The sequence below is a fragment of the Paracoccus beibuensis genome, assembly GCF_026162625.1.
Taxonomy (GTDB): domain Bacteria; phylum Pseudomonadota; class Alphaproteobacteria; order Rhodobacterales; family Rhodobacteraceae; genus Paracoccus; species Paracoccus beibuensis.
This window is the reverse complement of record NZ_JAOTBD010000026.1, coordinates 33,181-49,661: the sequence shown is the minus strand read 5'-3', so window position 1 is coordinate 49,661 and position 16,481 is coordinate 33,181. Positions and strand designations below refer to the sequence as shown.

Sequence of the window (16,481 nt, the reverse complement as noted above, 5' to 3'; positions counted from 1 at the left end):
GCCACGACTGCTGAGCGCATGAAGACGAAAGGCGGCATCGGCCGCGCACACCGTTTGCCCCGACAGGCCGGAAGCTCAACGCAGCCGGGCCCGTCCCAAGAAAACCGCTCCGCCTCGGCGACTTCTTTGGCAGTCTGGTAGGGCGGCGGCCAGGAACCGCGGGACGACGGGCTGCGCATTGCCGGCATGACTGCGGACCAGATCGGTCAGCACGTTCGAGCCATGACCTTCTTGCCGGCGGCGGCAGGCGCTGCCCGTCCCTGCCGTCGTTCCCGCCGCTTCATGCCGGTTCCAAGGCGCGAAAGTCATGAGGCGTCCGTCTGCCGGCGCATCGCAATCAGGCAGCCAAGCCGTTAGGGGAACGGGTCTCTGCCGCAGATGTGATCGCCGTCCAGGGATCGGACGGCAAGGCTGCTTGCCACAGGCGCGGGAAGGCGACAGTCTGGGCGCATGTTCAAGGATATCCTGACACGGCTGATGGGCGACGGCCCCAGCACCGCACCGCTGGACGGCGAAGAGGCCGAACTGGCCATCGCAGCCCTGCTGGTGCGGGTGGCGCGGGCGGACGATCACTATGACCAGGCCGAGCGTCAGCGCATCGACCGCGTCCTGGCGCGACGCCGCGGCCTCTCGTCCGACGGCGCTGCAGCTCGACGCGCCGAGGCCGAGGCGCTGGAGGCGGAAGCCGCCGACACCGTCCGGTTCACGCGCCAGATCAAGGACCGCATCGCGCTGGAGGACCGCACCGGCGTCATCGCCGCCCTGTGGGAGGTCGCCTATGCCGATGAGGATCGCGGCATGGACGAGGAGAGCCTGATTCGGCTGATCGCGGGTCTTCTGGGCGTCACCGACCGCGAATCCGCCCAAATCCGCCAGCAAGTTCTGGACCGTATGGGTCAGCGCCGGGGCTGATGGCAGCGAATGATCGGGCGCTCTGGCGGCAGGGAAGCCAGCAGCTTGCGGTACCGGCAGCGGACCACGATGCGGTGCTGGCGGACCGGTAGCAGCCGTTGCAGGGCGCTAGAACCCCAGCCGGTCGCGCAAGCCGAACCAGGCCATGCCCGCAACCAGCAGCGGCGCGCGCAGCATGGCGCCGCCTGGGAACGGACGCGTCGGCACGGCGGCCATGGCGTCGAACCCTTCGGCCTGCCCTGCCACCGCCTCGGCCATCAGACGCCCCGCCAGCGTCGCCAGTGCGACGCCGTGGCCGGAGTAGCCGCTGGCCGACAGGCAGTTCGGCGCGGGGCGCGCAAAGCAGGGCATCCGGTTCATCGTGATGGCCAGCGTGCCGCCCCAGGCATGGGTCAGCCCGACATCGCGAAGCTGCGGATAGACCGACAGCAGGTGCGGCCGCACGACGGCGAAGATGTCGCGCGGGAAGCGATAAGTGGCCGTCTCGCCGCCGCCAAAGACCAGCCGCCGTTCATCGTCCAGCCGCCAGTAGTTCACCACGAACTTGGTGTCGGCTGCGGCATTGTTGCCGGGCAGGATCTCGGGGTGCGTGTTCCCCAGCGGTTCGGTGGCCACGATGTAGTTGTTGATCGGCATCACGCGCGCGGCGATGCCCCGATCCAGCCCACCCAGATAACCGTTGCAGGCGAGGATCACGTGATCGGCGCGCAAGACCCCGGCGCCGGTGTGGATGCGGCTGGCCTCGCCCGCGCGGGTGGCATGGTCGATGCGCATCACTTCGCTGCGGTCGTGGATGGTGGTACCAGCTGCCTGCGCCAGCCTCGCGAGGCCCAGGGCCAGCGCCAGCGGCTGGACGTGACCGGCACCCATGTCCAGGTCGCCACCGACATAGGCGGTGCTGCCCAGCACCTCGGCCAGACCCTCGCGGTTCAGCGGGCGCACGCGATCATAGCCATAGTGCCCGGCCAGATGCTCTGCCATGTGGCTGGCGTGATCCACCTCGGCGGCCGTGCGGCAGGCATGGGCGATGCCGTTCCGGACCGGCACCCCGGCCTCGGTCGCAAGGGCGCGGGTCAGGGCCTTGGCCTCCTCGCCCAGATTCCACAGGCGGCGGGCGGTGTCGCGGCCCAGCTGCGCCTCCAGCCAGTCGACCTCTTGCCGCTGGCCCGAACCGATCTGCCCGCCATTGCGCCCGGACGCACCGAAACCCACCCGCTGCCCCTCCAGCACGGAGACCGACAGGCCCCGCCGCGCCAGGTGCAGCGCCGCCGACAGGCCGGTGTAGCCGCCGCCGATCACCGCCACATCGGCCCGCGCCTCGCCCTGCAGGGGCGTGAAGCCCGGCTGGGATCCAGACTGCGCGGCATAAAGGCTGGGCGGATATTCCCCCGGACGGTCGTTCAGGTGCAGCAGGTTCATACGTTCAGCAGCAGGTGTTCGCGTTCCCAAGGGCTGATGACCTGCAGGAACTCTTTATATTCGTTCCGCTTTACGGATTCGTAGACGGCGGTGAACTCCTCGCCCAGGACGCCGCGCATGGCCTCGTTCTCGATCATCAGGTCCAGCGCGTCGCCAAGGTTATAGGGCAGCTCGTCCTCGGACATGTAGGCGTCGCCCAAGCATTCCGCGCGCGGGTTCTCGCCCTCCAGCAGGCCCAGGTATCCGCAGGCGAGGCTGGCCGCGATGCCGAGGTAAGGGTTGCAGTCCATGCCCGCCAGCCGGTTCTCGATCCGCCGCGCCTCGGGCGACGAGATCGGGACCCGCAGCCCGGTGGTGCGGTTGTCGCGGCCCCATTCCAGGTTGATGGGCGCTGCGAAATCGGGAACATAGCGGCGATAGCTGTTCACATATGGCGCCAGCAGGGCCACCGCCGCGGGCAGGTGCTTTTGCATCCCCGCCACGAAGTGCAGGAAGGCCGGCGTCTCGCGGCCCTTGGCGTCGGAAAAGATGTTCTGCCCGGTCGCGATGTCGGTCACCGAATGGTGGATGTGCATCGCGCTGCCGGGTTCGCCCTCGATGGGCTTGGCCATGAAGGTGGCAAAGCAGTCGTGGCGCAGCGCGGCCTCGCGAATCAGCCGCTTGAAGTAGAAGATCTCGTCGGCCAGGGCCACCGGGTCGCCGTGGTTCAGGTTGATCTCGACCTGGCCCGCGCCGCCTTCCTGCAGGATGCCGTCGATCTCGAAGCCCTGCGCTTCGGCAAAGTCATAGATGTCGTCGATGACCTTGCCGTACTCGTCCACCGCCGACATGGAATAGGCCTGCTTGGCCGCCGCGCGGCGCCCAGTTCGGCCCATCGGCGGGATGATCGGTTGGTTCGGGTCGATGTTGCGGGCGACCAAGAAGAACTCCATCTCGGGCGCGACGACGGGGTTCCAGCCCTTGTCGCGATAGAGCTGCACGACGCGCTTAAGAACGTTGCGCGGCGCGATGGGGACCGGGTTGCCCTGCTGGTCAAGCGCGTCATGGATCACCTGGATCGTCCAGTCGGCGGTCCAGGGCGCCGCGGTGGCGGTCGAATAGTCCGGCGTCATCACCATGTCGGGCTCGGTGAACGCGCCCGATGGATTGTCGGCCCATTCGCCCGTGATCGTCTGCAGGAAGATCGAGTTCGGCAGGTAGAACCGCTCCTGCCGGGCGAATTTCGATGCGGGCATCGCCTTGCCGCGTGCGACACCGGCGATGTCGGCCACGATGCATTCGACCTCGTCCAGCCGCCGTCCGGCCATGAAATCTCTTGCGGCCTGCGGCAGCCGTTCGATCCAGTCACTCATGCGGCACCCTGTGCGTCGTGGCGCGACAGGGCGCGCGGTTGCTTGAAGAACGCCTCGATCCGGTCGGCAAGCAGGGCCGCGCCGTTGGCCGTGCCCATTCGGCGGTCGGCCTCGGCCAGAAGATCTTCGGGCACCACGCCCTTGGCGCGCGTCTCCATCAGACCCTTGATGAAGGCGTCGTCGAATTCGGGATGCGCCTGCACCGTGAAGGCGCGGTCGCCATAGATCAGCGCGGCGTTCTCGCAAAAGGCGTTGCGGCCCGCGACCTGCGCGCCGGGCGGCAGCGCCACGATCTGGTCCTGGTGCCAGGCATTCAGCCGCACCGGCCCGCCGCCGAAGTCGTAATCCTGCGCGCCGACCGCCCAACCGTCCGGATGCTTGACGACCGTGCCCCCAAGCGCCTGCGCGATGATCTGGTGACCGAAGCAGATCCCCACCATCGGCACGCCGGCGTCGTGGGCGCGGCGGATGAAACCCTCGAGCGGGGGGATGAAGGCGTGATCCTCATATGCGCCGTGGCGCGATCCGGTCAACAGCCAGCCATCGGCGTCGGTGACGTGGCCGGGGAACTCCATCTCCTCGACATGCCAGGTGCGGAACTCGAAGCCGCGCCCGTCCAGAAGGCGGACGAACATGTCGGGATAGTCGCCCAGGGCCTGCTTCAACTGGGCAGGCGACTGGCCGCATTGAAGAATGCCGATACGCATGGAAAACCTTGATGTTGCTGACAAGGGGAAGGTAGTCGCGCCACCGGGGGGGCCGCAAGGGGGGATCGGCGCTTGCGGCCTTTTGCGGTCTGGCCGCGGTACGGGTCGCGCGATACCTTTCGGGCAAACCACGAAAGGACCCGCCATGCCCCACCTACGCCCCGAGATCGACCCCGATGGCCTTGACGAGTTCTCGGTCGTCTTCACCGACCGCTCGCTGAACCACATGTCGGGCCGCTTTCAGCAGGTCATGCGCGACCTGTCGGCGGGCCTGGCCGAGGTTTATGGCGCCGCCCAGGTCGCAATCGTGCCCGGCGGCGGCAGCTATGCGATGGAAGCGGTGGCGCGACAGTTCGGCCGCGATGGCCACGCGCTGATCGTCCGCAACGGCTGGTTCAGCTATCGCTGGAGCCAGATATTCGAAACCGGCGGCTTCGCGCGCGAGGTGACGGTCGCGAAGGCCCGCCCGCAGGGAAACGAGCCGCAGCCGGCCTATGCACCCCCGCCCGTCGACGAGGTCGTAGCCCGCATCCGCGAGGCGCGGCCCGATGCGGTCTTTGCGCCGCATGTGGAAACCTCGGCAGGGCTGATCCTGCCCGACGACTATATCACCGCGCTGGCGCAGGCCGCGCACGAGGTCGGGGCGCTGATGGTGCTGGACTGCATCGCCTCGGGTGCGGTCTGGGTGGACATGAAGGCCACGGGCGTGGACGTGCTGATCTCGGCCCCCCAGAAGGGGTGGTCGGCGTCGCCCGCCGCGGGGCTGGTGATGCTCTCGGATCGCGGGGCGGAACGGTTGGCCGCGACGGACAGCGACAGCTTCGCGCTGGACCTGAAGAAGTGGCGCGCCATCATGCAGGCCTATGAGGACGGCGGCCATGCCTATCACGCGACCATGCCGACCGACGCTCTGCTGGGCCTGCGCGACACGATGGAGGAGACGCGCGCGATGGGCTTCGATGCCGCCCGCGATGCGCAGTGGCGGCTTGGCCGCGCGGTGCGCGAGGATCTGGCCGCGCGCGGCATCCGATCGGTCGCGGCAGAAGGTTTCCAGGCGCCCGGGGTGGTGGTCAGCTATACCACCGACCCCGAGGTGAAGTCGGGTCGCGCCTTCGCCGCAGAGGGCACCCAGATCGCGGCGGGCGTGCCGCTGGCGGTCGATGAAGGGGCCGACTTCTCGACCTTCCGCATCGGGCTGTTCGGGCTGGACAAGCTGAAGGACGTGGACGGCACGATGGCGCGGCTGAAGCCGGTCCTGGACAAGGTCCTGGGGGACTTTACCTGAAGGTCAATTCGGGGCTAATTCTGCCGGACAACGCCCGGAAGCCCCGACATGACTCTGACCATCGCCATCGAAAGCCCGCTCGGGCCCGACCTCGACCTGCTGTTCCAGCGCCACGCGGCGGACATGCAGGCCGACACCCCGCCCGAGTCGATCCACATGCTGCCCCGCGATCTGCTGGCCCTGCCAGGGATCACCTTCTTCGTGACGCGCGACGATGGCGTCGCGGTCGCGATGGGCGCCGTCAAGCAGTTGGGCGAGTCCGAGGGCGAGCTGAAGTCGATGCACGTCCTGGCCGAGCATCGGGGGCGCGGCCTGTCGCGCATGCTGCTGCGGCACATGCTGGGTAACGCCCGCTCTGCCGGGTTGCAGCGGCTGTCGCTGGAAACCGGCGCGCAGGCCAGCTTCGCAGCCGCGCGCGGGCTCTATGCCCGTGAAGGATTTTCGGAATGTCCGCCGTTCGGGTCCTATCGCACGGACCCGAACTCGGTCTTCATGACGATGTCAATCTAGCATGAAGGGCGCCCGAGAGGACCGAGGGCCCTTGCTGGTCAGTGTTCGTGACGCGGCATGGCCTGCAGATCGTCCTTGGTCCAGGTGGTCACGCCGTGTACCGTGCCGCTTTCGTCGCGCATGAAGTCGACCTGCCGCGCAGGCACCTTTACGGGCTTTGCGCCGATGCCCAGGAAGCCGCCCACGTCGACGACGACTTCGCAGGATGCACCGGCCCCATGGGTGTGCGAGACGCTGCCGATCTTCTCGTCGCCGGGGCCATAGATGGTTGCGCCGTCCAGGACGGCCTCGGTCAATTCGGTCTGGTCAAGGCGGGTATGGTTGGAATGGTCCATTATAGAGCCTCCTTTGCTCGTCCGCACCTCAACGCCTTTGCCGCAAGACCGTTCCAACAAGACTTTACTGGTATGGAAGTATGGTATAGAGAGGCAGCGGAGGATCCATGATCGACGCAACCCTCATCGCCCGCCCCGTCACGACCGCGCAGCAGGTGCATGACTGGCTGCACCAGCGCATCCTGCGCGGCGACCTGCCGCCTGGCGCGCGCCTGTCGGAAACCGATATCGCCGATCAGATCGGCCTGTCGCGCCAGCCCGTCCGCGAGGCGTTCATCCGGCTTGCCAGCGACGGTCTGGCCGAGGTGCGCCCGCAGCGTGGCACCTATATCGGCAAGATATCCGCCCGGGCGGTCCTGTCGGCGCGCCTGATCCGCGAGGCTGTCGAAAGCGACTTGGCCCGAATGGTTGCGGGCAGACAAGCCGACCTTGCGGCAATGGAGGCGGAACTGGGCGTCCAGGACCGCGCCAACGCGCGGGGCGACGTGGCAGAGTTCATCGCCTCGGACGACCGTTTCCACGGGGCGATGGCGCTGGCGGCGGGACAGGCGGCCGTATGGCAGGACCTTGAACGGCTGAAGTCGCAGATGAACCGCCTGCGCCACATGTCGATGCGGGTCTTCGACCGCAGCGAGACGATCGGCCAGCACCGCGCCATCCTGACTGCCCTTCAGGCGGGCGATGCCGACGCGGCCGAAACCGCTGTGCGAACCCACTTGCGCCAGATGCTGACCGAGCTTCCGCAGATCGCCGCCGCCCATCCCGACTATTTCACCGACTGAGAGGCCTTCGATGCGACAGACCTGGCGCTGGTTCGGACCCGCCGACCCCGTTTCCATCGACGACATTGTGCAGGCAGGCGTCCAGGGCGTGGTCACCGCGCTGCACCACGTCCCCACGGGTCACATCTGGACGCCCGAGGAGATCCGCGCCCGGCAGGACGCGATCGCCACCATGTCCGACGGCGCCCCCTCGGGCCTGGCATGGGAGGTGGTCGAGAGCCTGCCGGTCTCGGAAGCGATCAAGACCCAGACCGGCGACTGGCGCGCCCATGTCGAGGCGTGGATCGCCTCGATGCGGAACCTGCATGCGGCGGGCATCCGTGTCATCTGTTATAACTTCATGCCGGTTCTGGACTGGACGCGCACGGACCTGGCGTGGCGGCGCCCGACCGGCGCGCGCTGCATGCGGTTCGACCTTGTCGACTTCGCGGCCTTTGACATGCACATCCTGCAGCGCCCCGCCGCCGCGACCGACACGCCCGAGGCACTGCGTGACGCAGCCGCCCGCCGCTTTGCCGAGATGACCGAAGACCGCAAGGCGCAGTTGGCCGCCAACGTCGTCTTCGGCCTGCCGGGCGCCGCCGAGCGGCTGTCGATGGGGGACGTGCGCGACCTTCTGGCCAGCTATGCCCCAGTCACCGACCCGGTGTTGCGCCGCCATTTCCACGACTTCCTGGAACAGGTCGCCCCAGTCGCCCAGAAGCTGGGGATGCGGCTCTGCTGCCATCCCGACGACCCGCCCTTCCCCCTGCTGGGCCTGCCCCGGATCATGTCGACCGAGGCGGACTACGTCGAACGCCTCGCCGCCGTGGACCTGCCCGCCAATGGCGTGACGCTCTGCTCAGGCTCACTCGGGGCGCGGCCCGACAATGACCTGCCCGGCATGATGCGCCGCCTTGGCGACCGGGTGCATTTCCTGCACCTGCGCAACGTGCGCCGGGATGAAGACAGCATCCCGACCTCGTTCTTCGAGGACGAGCACCTGGCCGGCGAAACCGACATGGTCGCCCTGATCGACGCCGTCCTCTCCGAGGAGGCCCGCCGCCGCGCCGAAGGCCGCGCCGACACGACGATCCCGATGCGCCCAGACCACGGGCAGGACATCCTGGACGACATCGGACGCGGCGGTCAGCCCGGCTACCCCGCAATCGGTCGCCTGAAGGGGCTTGCCGAACTGCGCGGCGTCGAAGCAGCCCTGTCCCGCAGCCACGGGGTCACCGCATGACCCGCATCCTGTCCATCGGCGAGGCGATGGTAGAGATGTCGCAGGCCGAACAGCCCGGCCTGTGGCGGCTGGGGGTGGCGGGCGACACCCTGAACACCGCGTGGTACCTGCGCCGCCTACTGGGTCCGGACTGGCAGGTTGCCTACCTGACGCGCATCGGCATCGGAGAGTTTTCCCAGCAGATGCTGGACTTCCTGGTCGCCGAGGGCATCGACACCGCAGATGTCCGCCGCGAACCCGACCGCGAAATCGGCCTTTATGCCATCAGCCTGAGGGACGGCGAACGCAGCTTCGCCTACTGGCGCGACACATCGGCCGCGCGGCGCCTGGCCGACGATCCGGCGGTTCTGTCGGGGGCACTGGACGGCTGCCGACTGGCTTATCTGTCGGGCATCACCCTGGCGATCCTGCCGCCCGAGGGTCGCGCGAACCTGTTGGCCGCGCTGCGGGGCGCCAAAGCTGCCGGGACCACCATCGTCTTCGACCCGAACCTGCGCCCGCGCCTCTGGCCCGACGCGGCGACGATGTGCGCCGCCGTCCAGGCCGCCGCCGGAGAGGCCGACCTGGTCCTGCCCAGCTTCGACGACGAGGCCGCCTTCTTCGGCGACACCGACCCTGCCGCGACCGTCGCGCGTTATCTTGCCGCGGGTGCGGGACAGGTCGTCGTCAAGAACGGCGGCGGCGCAATGGCCTTCGGGGGCTTCGAGGGCAACGGAGAGGTCGCCGACCTCGCCCCCGAGACGCCGCTGGACACCACCGCTGCCGGTGACAGCTTCAACGCGGGCTACCTTGCCGCCTGGCTCTCTGGCACCGACTGCGCCACCGCCATCGTGGCGGGTCATGCCCTGAGCCGCCAGGTCATCCGCCACCGCGGCGCGCTCGTCCCGACCGCAGTGGACGCCCTGAGCGCCGGCGCCTGAGGGACCAGCCGCAGCGCGGCCGCAGGGCCAAGCTGCCGTTGCTGCACAACACCGTTCAAGCGGCGCCCGAAACCTTGGTGCCATTGGCCGCATCAGCGTCGCCAGCAGTTCGCTCGGCGGCCTCCTCCCGGCGCTCAGAAATCCGCCTCTCGGACACCGGAGCACGCCATCGCTACCCGAGAAGATCGCGCACCCGGTGCTTCCTTCAGCCACGATGCGATCTGGCGACAGTCCCCGAGGCCCCAGATCCTTTGCCCCCGAACAGCCTGTTGCACAGCCTCGAGGCCTTGTGCCGCTCCGAAAGCAGCGTGTCTTCTCGACTGCGCGGTTCCCCGCCGCGATGATCGGCGGCCGTGCCCCCCCCTCCAGGTGTCAAAGGCGATCTAGCGGTCCGGGCTGGTTCGCAGGCTGTTGCCGCGAAGCAATAGTGCTGCAAGCGGACATGTCCAGCTTTGCTTCAGCAATATTGAAGCAGCTTCCGATCCTTACTCGTCCCTCAGTCGCGCAATTAGCCGCTTGTGCGCCTGAGCGAGATCCGCAGGCTCTGGCACTTGCCGACACCGTATCTCCTGACGAGGCGTAGCAAAAACATAGCGGGAACTGACGCTCCGCACCGCCGGCAGAGCGGAAAGCGTCGGCTTCGTGAGGAGGCCCTGCTCCTCCATCTGGGCGCTGAGAGGTGCAGAGGAAGGTCAACTCCAGAACCGGCCACCCTCGCCCTCAGTAATCCAGCCGAACCTGCACCGGTCGGTCTGTCCTGCTGCTGGGATCGATGCGCTCCGGCCACCGGTTACTCTCCCGCTGCCGAGCAAGACTGCAGCGGCGACCCAGCCTGCCGCGGCCCCAACCATGTTCGTCAGACATCAGCTGCGGCGCGCGCACCGTCTCGGACAAGGCGTCGCAGGGCCTCTGTCAGGTCGGCGGCGAAGCCAGCGTCGTCGCGCAAAGCGGGTGGGAACACCTGAGAGAGGGAGAGGAAGCCCGCCACCGTCTCGGCGGGATCGTCGCGCCAGAGGGCGGCGAGCTGCGGGGCAAGCGGGTCCTTGACCTCGATCGCCCGCCCGGCCTCGTCCTGCCCCGAGGCATAGCGCATCCATGCCGCGACAGCCAAAGTCAGCCCCGGCACCTGGCGGCCTGCCGCGCGCCTTTCGGCGATGGTGCCCAGGATCCGCTGCGGCAGCTTCTGGCTGCCGTCCATGGCGATCTGCCAGGTCCGGTGCCGGATCGCCGGATTTGCGTACCGGTCGTGCAGGGCACGGGCATAGGCGTGCAGGTCCTCGCCCGGAGGGGGCGTCAGGGCCGGGATGATCTCCTCGGTCCACAGCCGGTCGACGAAGCGCGCAAAGACGGGATCGGCCATCGTGTCCGCGATGGTCTCGTGCCCGGCCAAGTAGCCGAGGTACGCGAGGCTGGAATGGGTGCCGTTCAGCATCCGCAGCTTCATGTGCTCGAACGGGGTCACGTCGTCGACCAGTTGCACGCCCACCGCCGCCAGATCGGGGCGGCCGTCCGCGAAGCGGTCTTCGACGACCCATTGGCGGAAGGGCTCGTGCATGACGGGGGCCTCGTCGCGCTGGCCGGTCAGGGCCTCCAGCCGATCGAGGTCGGCGGGCGTGGTCGCCGGGACGATCCGGTCCACCATGGTCGAGGGGAAGGCGCCCTTCTCCTCGATCCAGGACGCCAGCGCCGGATCGATCAGGCGGGCGAGGTCCATCACCACGCCCCGCACGACGCGGCCGTTTTCAGGCAGGTTGTCGCAGCAAAGTACCGTGAACGGCGGCAGGTTCGCCGCCCGCCGAGCCTGGAGCGCGCGCACCAGAAAGCCGGGCGCGGACTTCGGCAGCGGGTTCGAGATGTCGTGGCGGATGTCGGGGTGGTCCGCGTTCAGCCGGCCGGTCGAAGGTTCGTGGCAGTAGCCCTTCTCTGTGACCGTCAAGCTGATGATCCGAACCGTGGGCGCGGCCATGGCGTCCAGCACAGCCTGCGGATCCTCGGGGGCGACCAGCACGTCGCGCAGGACGGTGACGACCTGCGAGGCCTCTCCCTCGGGGCCAAGTTCCAGCGCGGTATAGGCCCAGCCCTGCGCCTTCAGCCGGTCACGCGTGCCGGGCGACTGCAACGAGACGCCAATGATGCCCCAATCGCCGTCCGTCGCTTCCATGGCCTCCGCGATGAACACGGCCCCGTGAGCGCGGAAGAACGCGCCGAGGCCGAGATGGACGATTCCTGCCGGTGCGTCGGAGGGCGGGCGGTGCAACCTACCTTGCAAGCCATCCTCCGTCGACATTCAGGATCGCGCCGTTGATGTAGTCAGAGGCGGGTGCAGCCAGGAACACGGCCGTCTGCGCGATGTCGTCGGGTCGGCCCCACCGGCCCGCAGGAATGCGGTCGAGGATCGCCTTCGACCGATCCGGATCGCCGCGCAGGGCCTCGGTATTGTTGGTCTCGATATAGCCCGGCGCGATGGCGTTCACGTTGAGGCCCTTTGCGGCCCATTCGTTCGCCATCAGCTTGGTCAGCCCGGCGACGCCATGTTTGGAGGCCGTGTAGGACGGCACCCGGATGCCGCCCTGGAAGGACAGCAGGGACGCGATGTTGACGATCTTGCCCATGCCCCGCGGCAGGGCGGCGCGGGCGAAAGCCTGGCAGGTGAAGAACAGTGCCTTGGCGTTCACGTCCATCACCGCGTCCCAGTCGGCTTCGCTGAAGTCGACCGCGTCGTCGCGGCGGATGATGCCCGCGTTGTTGACCAGGACGTCGACCCGATTGGCCGCAAAGACGTCGCGGGCGGCCATCGGGTCGGCAAAATCCAGCGTCAAGCTGCGCCCGGACCCCATCATCTCGAGCGTCTCGTCGCAGTCGCGGCGGCCGCTGGCGATGACATCCGCCCCAGCCTGGGCCATCGCCACCGCAATGGCCTGACCGATGCCCGTATTGGCCCCAGTCACAAGCGCCGTCCGTCCCTCCAGTGAAAAGGGGTTCACCGCATGTCCTCCGGCTGGATGAAGTCCATGTCGGTATAGTCGACATTGTCGCCGGCCATGGCCCAGATGAAGGTATAGCTGCCGATGCCCGCTCCGGAATGGATCGACCAGGTGGGCGACAGCACGGCCTCCTCGTTGGCGACGAAGATGTGGCGGGTTTCCTGCGGCTCGCCCATCAGGTGCAGCACGCGCGACTGCGGCTCCATCCCGTGATAGAGGTAGGCTTCCATCCGCCGGTCGTGGACGTGGCTGGGGATGGTGTTCCAGACCGACCCGTCCTCAAGCGTGGTATAGCCCAGCACCAGTTGGCAGCTTTCCATCACCAACGGGTGGATGAACTGCTTGATGGTGCGCTTGTTCGAGGTCTCGGCCGCGCCCATCTTGACCTCCTTGGCATCCGCCACGGTCACCAGGCGGCAGGGCAGCTGCCGATGCGCGGGGGCCGAGGTGATGTAGAACCGCCCCTGCCCCGAAAAGGTCACCGCCCCCGACCCCGCGCCCAGATACAGCACGTCGCCCTGCGCCATGTCCCAGCCCTGGCCCCCGGCCTCGACCCGGCCATTGCCGCCGATGTTGACGATGCCCATTTCGCGGCGATCAAGGAAGCTGGGGGTCTTCGTCTCCTCGATGGCATCCAGCACCAGGCTGGAGCCGTCCGGCACCGCGCCGCCGATCACGAAGCGGTCGTAATGCGTATAGACCAGCCGGATCTGTCCTTCCGCGAACAGGCCTTGGGCAAGGAAATGCTGCCGCAGCATTCCGGTATCCATGCCCTTGGCGTGGTCCGGGTGGATCGCGTGGCGGGTCTCGACATGGGTCATGGTGGATCCTTTCACAAGAAGTCGTCGCGGCGGGGGGTGAAGCTGTCGATCAGCACGCCCCCTTCAAGGCACAGGCAGCCGTGTTCGGCGCCCGATGGGATAATGAAGGCCTCGCCCGGCCCAACCTCGGATTCCTGGCCATCGACGGTGAAGCGATACCGCCCGGACTGGACGAAGGTCGATTGCACATGCGGATGGCTGTGCAGCGCGCCCTGATCGCCGGTCCGGAAATCGAAGCGGACGACCATGAGGTCGGGCGAATGCGCAAGGACGGAACGGAGGGGATCGCTCATCTGAACACCGAAGGCAGCCAAAGGGAGAGGGCGGGAATGTAGGTCACCAGCATCAGCGTCAGGAACGCAGCGCCGTAGAAGGGCCAGATCGTCCGCATCGCCTGCCAGATGCTGATGCGGCCGACGGCGCAGCCGACGAACAGCACGGCACCCACCGGAGGCGTGCAGAGCCCGATTCCAAGGTTCAGGATCAGGATGACGCCGAAATGCACCGGGTCGACGCCGAAGGCGGTGGCGACCGGCAGGAAAATCGGCGTGGTGATCACGATCAGCGGCGACATGTCCATGAAGGTGCCCAGCACCAGCAGGATCAGGTTCATCAAGAGAAGGATCACCAGCGGGTTGTCGGACACGTTCTGCAGCGTCTCGACCAGCTGAGTGGGCACGCGCAGATAGGCCAAGAGCCAGCCGAAGCAGGCGGCGGTGCCGATCACCAGCAGCACCATGGCGGTGGTGCGAACCGCGCCCTTGGTGGCCTCGACGAACTCGGACCACGGCAGGCTGCGATAGACCAGCGCCGTCACCAGCAGCGCATAGACGACCGCGATGTTGCTGCTTTCGGACGCCGTGAAGATGCCTGACCGGACGCCGCCGAAGATGATGGCGATCAGGATCAGCCCCGGCAGGGCCGACACGAACAGCGTGCCCAGCATGCGCAGGCCGGGGAAAGGCTCGGTCGGATAGCCCTTCTTGCGGGCGACCCACCAGCTGGCCCCCATCAGCATCAGCGCAAGCAGCATGCCCGGAATGATGCCGGCGGTGAACAGGTCGGCGATCGACAGCCGCCCCCCCGCCGCGATGGAGTAGATAATCATGTTGTGGCTGGGCGGGATCATCAGCGCGATGATCGAGCTGACAACCGTGATGTTGACCGCGAAGTCGACGTCATAGCCGCGCGCCTTCATCTGCGGCACCATCAGGCCGCCCACGGCGCTGGCATCCGCCGCGGCGGATCCGGACACGCCGCCGAACATCAGCGACGCCATGATGTTCACCTGCCCCAGACCGCCGCGCAGGTGCCCGACCATCGCGCCCGCAAGCGCCACCAGGCGCCGCGCGATATCGCCGCGCACCATCAGGTCGCCCGCGAAGATGAAGAACGGGATGGCCATCAGCGCGAAGACCGAGATCCCGCTGTTCAGGCGCTGGAACACCACGACGGGCGGCAGGCCGAGATAGAGGACGGTGGCGAAGCTGGCCGCGCCCAGGCAGAACGCGACCGGGGTGCCGATCAGCAAAAGTCCGGCGAAGCTGCCGAAGAGGATCCAGTATTCCATCGGCCTACTCCTTGACCGTGCGGTGCGGGGCATCGCCCTGCAGCATGTCGCGCGCGGGGGCGCCGGTGGCGGTGGCGTCAACCTCTCCATCGGCGGCATCGTCCATGTCGCCGAAGCGCATCGTCTTCAGGCCGGCGGCGCGGCGCAGGATGCGCTCGACCGAGAAGAGCATCAGCAGAACGCCGCCGGCAATTACCGGCGCGAAATCCCAAAGGCGGGAAATGCCCAGGCCCGGCACGACGCCGGATGCCGCACGCGCGGCCAGCTGCCAGCCGTACCAGGCCATGCCAAAGCCGAAGGCGGTGACGACAAGGTCCGACAGGCTGTGAAACCACGGCCGCCAGCTCTCCGGGACGACCATCAGGCCCACGTCGAAGGACAGGTGATAGCCTTCCTTGACCCCCACGGCGGCGCCCAGGAAGATGAACCAGCCCATCAGCATGACCGCGGCGGGCTCGGCCCAGAACAGGCTGGTGCCCAGAACATAGCGATAGACGACCTGCGCGAAAACGAAGGCGGTCATCAGGACCAGCCCTACCCCGGCAAGCCATAATCCGGCCTTGGCGACCGCGCCGGTCACCCTTGCCATCCGGATCAACGTGTCGCGCATCTCGCGCCCCCCGCAAGGAAAAGGGCCGCCTGCGGAACTGCAGGCGGCCGGTCGGTCACTCGGTTTCCTGGATGCGCTTGACCAAGTCCTGCGCCTCGGGGGTGGTGACGTACTTCTCATATACCGGGGCCATCGCCTCGATGAACGCGGTCTTGTCGATGTCGCGGATCACCTCGGCGCCCGCGGCGATGACCTTCTCCTCCGACGCACGCTCTTGCTCGGCCCACAGCTCACGCTGCACGGTGGCCGAATTGCGGGCCGCCTCGCGGATGATCTGCTGGTCCTCGGGACTCAGCTTGTCCCAGGTCACCTTCGACATGGCGACCAGTTCCGGCACCATCAGGTGCTCGTCCAGGGTAAAGTACCTGGCCACCTCGGCATGGCCCGAGCTGTCATAGCTGGGGAAGTTGTTCTCGGCCCCGTCGATGACGCCGGTCTGGATCGAGGAGTAGACCTCGCCATAGGGCATCGGCGTGGCGTTGGCGCCAAGCGCGTCCATCATGTCGACGAAGACGTCGTTCTGCATCACGCGGAACTTCATGCCTTCCAGATCCTCGATGGACTGGACCGGCTTTTGCGAGTTGTAGAAGCTGCGCGAGCCGCCGTCGTAATAGGCCAGCGCGACCAGGTCGCGCTCCTCGAAGGCAGCGCCGATCTCCTCGCCGATGGGTCCGTCCATCACGGCGTGCTGGTGGTCGACCGAGCGGAACAGATAGGGCAGCGACATCAGCTGCGTGACCGGCACGATGTCGTTGAACGACCCGAAGCTGGCGCGGACCATGTCGATGACGCCGAACTGTGTCTGCTCGATGGTGTCCTTTTCCTCGCCCAGCTGGGACGATGCGAAGACCTCGATGCAGATGCGGCCGTCGGTCTTTTCGCGGACCTCTTCGGCCATGGCTTTCACGCCCTCGACCGTCGGATAGCCGTCGGGATGGGTGTCGGACGAGCGCAGCGTGATCTCGCAGGCGCCGGCGATGCTCGCCGATGTCAGCAGCGCGGCAACGGTGGTGGTCAGGAACTTCATCTTATCCTCCCAAATATGAAGC

17 protein-coding genes are annotated in these 16,481 nt (G+C 67.6%); 6 read left to right on the top strand and 11 right to left on the bottom strand.

Annotation, left to right across the window (positions count from 1 at the left end; translation table 11 throughout):
* The first annotated feature begins 450 nt into the window (after positions 1-450).
* A complete protein-coding gene (locus OC159_RS14605; protein ID WP_265501910.1) occupies positions 451-912 on the top strand; it encodes a tellurite resistance TerB family protein in 462 nt (153 codons plus the stop codon).
* Between the two features lie 108 nt (positions 913-1,020).
* On the opposite strand, the gene OC159_RS14600 is transcribed toward OC159_RS14605, so the two are convergent.
* Genes OC159_RS14600 through OC159_RS14590 form a run of 3 tightly spaced genes read right to left on the bottom strand, consistent with a single transcriptional unit; the run spans position 1,021 to position 4,390 of the window.
* Positions 1,021-2,331 carry an NAD(P)/FAD-dependent oxidoreductase gene (locus OC159_RS14600; protein ID WP_265501909.1) on the bottom strand — a complete coding sequence of 437 codons (1,311 nt, stop codon included), beginning with the start codon at positions 2,329-2,331 and terminating at the stop codon, positions 1,021-1,023.
* A complete protein-coding gene (locus tag OC159_RS14595; RefSeq protein ID WP_265501908.1) occupies positions 2,328-3,683 on the bottom strand; it encodes a glutamine synthetase family protein in 1,356 nt (451 codons plus the stop codon). Before OC159_RS14595 ends, OC159_RS14600 begins: the two co-directional genes overlap by 4 nt.
* Complete coding sequence (locus OC159_RS14590; RefSeq protein WP_265501907.1) at positions 3,680-4,390, bottom strand: type 1 glutamine amidotransferase; 711 nt, start codon at positions 4,388-4,390, stop codon at positions 3,680-3,682. The genes OC159_RS14595 and OC159_RS14590 overlap by 4 nt, the downstream gene beginning before the upstream one ends.
* A 145-nt stretch (positions 4,391-4,535) precedes the next feature.
* Between OC159_RS14590 and OC159_RS14585 the strand changes: the two genes are divergently transcribed.
* Positions 4,536-5,675 carry an aminotransferase class V-fold PLP-dependent enzyme gene (locus OC159_RS14585; RefSeq protein WP_265501906.1) on the top strand — a complete coding sequence of 380 codons (1,140 nt, stop codon included), beginning with the start codon at positions 4,536-4,538 and terminating at the stop codon, positions 5,673-5,675.
* 48 nt (positions 5,676-5,723) lie between these two features.
* Positions 5,724-6,185: a GNAT family N-acetyltransferase gene (locus tag OC159_RS14580; RefSeq protein WP_265501905.1), complete on the top strand. Its 462-nt coding sequence runs from the start codon at positions 5,724-5,726 to the stop codon at positions 6,183-6,185.
* Between the two features lie 38 nt (positions 6,186-6,223).
* Here the strand turns inward: OC159_RS14580 and OC159_RS14575 are convergent, their stop codons facing one another.
* Positions 6,224-6,520 (bottom strand): PRC-barrel domain containing protein, encoded by a 297-nt coding sequence (locus tag OC159_RS14575; RefSeq protein ID WP_265501904.1) that lies wholly within the window; start codon positions 6,518-6,520, stop codon positions 6,224-6,226.
* Between the two features lie 107 nt (positions 6,521-6,627).
* Here OC159_RS14575 and OC159_RS14570 point away from each other — a divergent pair, with 107 nt between their 5' ends.
* The 3 genes from OC159_RS14570 to OC159_RS14560 are packed head-to-tail and all read left to right on the top strand — an operon-like array spanning position 6,628 to position 9,447.
* On the top strand, positions 6,628-7,302 hold the full coding sequence (locus tag OC159_RS14570; protein ID WP_265501903.1) for a GntR family transcriptional regulator: 675 nt from the start codon (positions 6,628-6,630) through the stop codon (positions 7,300-7,302).
* Between the two features lie 10 nt (positions 7,303-7,312).
* The gene (gene uxuA, locus OC159_RS14565; protein ID WP_265501902.1) at positions 7,313-8,527 is read left to right on the top strand and encodes a mannonate dehydratase; all 1,215 of its coding nucleotides are present in this window, start codon (positions 7,313-7,315) and stop codon (positions 8,525-8,527) included.
* Entirely contained in the window at positions 8,524-9,447 is a 924-nt protein-coding gene (locus OC159_RS14560; protein ID WP_265501901.1) for a sugar kinase, read from the top strand. The genes uxuA and OC159_RS14560 overlap by 4 nt, the downstream gene beginning before the upstream one ends.
* Before the next feature lie 856 nt (positions 9,448-10,303).
* On the opposite strand, the gene OC159_RS14555 is transcribed toward OC159_RS14560, so the two are convergent.
* Genes OC159_RS14555 through OC159_RS14525 form a run of 7 tightly spaced genes read right to left on the bottom strand, consistent with a single transcriptional unit; the run spans position 10,304 to position 16,459 of the window.
* Positions 10,304-11,704, bottom strand: coding sequence for a mannitol dehydrogenase family protein (locus tag OC159_RS14555; protein ID WP_407674135.1), 1,401 nt, complete (start codon positions 11,702-11,704; stop codon positions 10,304-10,306).
* A 1-nt stretch (position 11,705) separates the two neighbouring features.
* On the bottom strand, positions 11,706-12,431 hold the full coding sequence (gene kduD / locus OC159_RS14550; RefSeq protein WP_265501899.1) for a 2-dehydro-3-deoxy-D-gluconate 5-dehydrogenase KduD: 726 nt from the start codon (positions 12,429-12,431) through the stop codon (positions 11,706-11,708).
* Positions 12,428-13,252: a 5-dehydro-4-deoxy-D-glucuronate isomerase gene (kduI, locus tag OC159_RS14545; protein ID WP_265501898.1), complete on the bottom strand. Its 825-nt coding sequence runs from the start codon at positions 13,250-13,252 to the stop codon at positions 12,428-12,430. The genes kduD and kduI overlap by 4 nt, the downstream gene beginning before the upstream one ends.
* Positions 13,253-13,263: 11 nt before the next feature.
* Positions 13,264-13,545 carry a cupin domain-containing protein gene (locus OC159_RS14540; RefSeq protein ID WP_265501897.1) on the bottom strand — a complete coding sequence of 94 codons (282 nt, stop codon included), beginning with the start codon at positions 13,543-13,545 and terminating at the stop codon, positions 13,264-13,266.
* Complete coding sequence (locus OC159_RS14535) at positions 13,542-14,822, bottom strand: TRAP transporter large permease (RefSeq protein ID WP_265501896.1); 1,281 nt, start codon at positions 14,820-14,822, stop codon at positions 13,542-13,544. Before OC159_RS14535 ends, OC159_RS14540 begins: the two co-directional genes overlap by 4 nt.
* Before the next feature lie 4 nt (positions 14,823-14,826).
* Entirely contained in the window at positions 14,827-15,432 is a 606-nt protein-coding gene (locus OC159_RS14530) for a TRAP transporter small permease (RefSeq protein WP_265501895.1), read from the bottom strand.
* Between the two features lie 55 nt (positions 15,433-15,487).
* Complete coding sequence (locus OC159_RS14525) at positions 15,488-16,459, bottom strand: TRAP transporter substrate-binding protein (RefSeq protein WP_265501894.1); 972 nt, start codon at positions 16,457-16,459, stop codon at positions 15,488-15,490.
* Between the last annotated feature and the right edge of the window lie 22 nt (positions 16,460-16,481).

Bases quoted from the DNA above. Each gene is read 5' to 3' on its own strand.
- OC159_RS14605 (WP_265501910.1), top strand. From the start codon at position 451: ATGTTCAAGGATATCCTGACACGGCTGATGGGCGACGGCCCCAGCACC.
- OC159_RS14600 (WP_265501909.1), bottom strand. From the start codon at position 2,331: ATGAACCTGCTGCACCTGAACGACCGTCCGGGGGAATATCCGCCCAGC.
- OC159_RS14595 (WP_265501908.1), bottom strand. From the start codon at position 3,683: ATGAGTGACTGGATCGAACGGCTGCCGCAGGCCGCAAGAGATTTCATG.
- OC159_RS14590 (WP_265501907.1), bottom strand. From the start codon at position 4,390: ATGCGTATCGGCATTCTTCAATGCGGCCAGTCGCCTGCCCAGTTGAAG.
- OC159_RS14585 (WP_265501906.1), top strand. From the start codon at position 4,536: ATGCCCCACCTACGCCCCGAGATCGACCCCGATGGCCTTGACGAGTTC.
- OC159_RS14580 (WP_265501905.1), top strand. From the start codon at position 5,724: ATGACTCTGACCATCGCCATCGAAAGCCCGCTCGGGCCCGACCTCGAC.
- OC159_RS14575 (WP_265501904.1), bottom strand. From the start codon at position 6,520: ATGGACCATTCCAACCATACCCGCCTTGACCAGACCGAATTGACCGAG.
- OC159_RS14570 (WP_265501903.1), top strand. From the start codon at position 6,628: ATGATCGACGCAACCCTCATCGCCCGCCCCGTCACGACCGCGCAGCAG.
- uxuA (WP_265501902.1), top strand. From the start codon at position 7,313: ATGCGACAGACCTGGCGCTGGTTCGGACCCGCCGACCCCGTTTCCATC.
- OC159_RS14560 (WP_265501901.1), top strand. From the start codon at position 8,524: ATGACCCGCATCCTGTCCATCGGCGAGGCGATGGTAGAGATGTCGCAG.
- kduI (WP_265501898.1), bottom strand. From the start codon at position 13,252: ATGACCCATGTCGAGACCCGCCACGCGATCCACCCGGACCACGCCAAG.
- OC159_RS14540 (WP_265501897.1), bottom strand. From the start codon at position 13,545: ATGAGCGATCCCCTCCGTTCCGTCCTTGCGCATTCGCCCGACCTCATG.
- OC159_RS14535 (WP_265501896.1), bottom strand. From the start codon at position 14,822: ATGGAATACTGGATCCTCTTCGGCAGCTTCGCCGGACTTTTGCTGATC.
- OC159_RS14530 (WP_265501895.1), bottom strand. From the start codon at position 15,432: ATGCGCGACACGTTGATCCGGATGGCAAGGGTGACCGGCGCGGTCGCC.
- OC159_RS14525 (WP_265501894.1), bottom strand. From the start codon at position 16,459: ATGAAGTTCCTGACCACCACCGTTGCCGCGCTGCTGACATCGGCGAGC.